Source organism: Rhodococcus sp. T7, from assembly GCF_009872365.1.
In the GTDB taxonomy this organism is placed as follows: domain Bacteria; phylum Actinomycetota; class Actinomycetes; order Mycobacteriales; family Mycobacteriaceae; genus Rhodococcus_F.
The window spans coordinates 1-515 of record NZ_WXYH01000389.1; the positions used below are offsets into that span (position 1 = coordinate 1).

General features: G+C 65.2%; 1 protein-coding gene. It reads right to left on the minus strand.

All coding sequences use genetic code 11. The features are described 5' to 3' along the window. Nucleotides 1–515 (minus strand): type IV secretory system conjugative DNA transfer family protein (locus MLGJGCBP_RS43900; RefSeq protein WP_160098721.1); only part of this gene is annotated, 515 nt, incomplete at both ends.

Genomic DNA, 515 nt, shown 5'->3' on the forward strand with positions numbered 1-515 from the left:
AGCATTCCCATGCCCTTGTTGCCCCACACTTCGGTGCCCTGGGCGTAGCTCTGCAGGATGGTCATGATCACGATTCCGCGGGAGCCGTAGTGGCTGTAGAGCTTCGGCAGCTGGGTCCAGCGGACCACGTTCGCTGCTTCGTCCAAGGCGGCGAGCAGGGGTACCGGTAGCCGCCCACCTTTCGACCGGGTGGCCAGTTCCTCGGCGGCCTCGCAGATCGCGACGGTCAGCGCGGTCACCAGCGGGCCGGCCGAGCCGTTGCCTTCACGGGAGAGCAGGTAGATGGTGTCGGTGGAGCGGACGAACTCGCGGGGATCGAAATGCGGTATCCGTGGCCCCTGTCCGTCGGTCGACACCCATGGCCGGATGGACTGCATCTTCAAGCAGCGGATCATTTTCCGGGCCGTGCCGAAGACACCGCCGCGCTGTTTCGCGGGGGCGTTGTACTGGCCGCTGAGTCCGGATGCGTGCAGGTCGTAGCCGTGTTTGCGGAGAATGTTGACCGGTTCGACGTT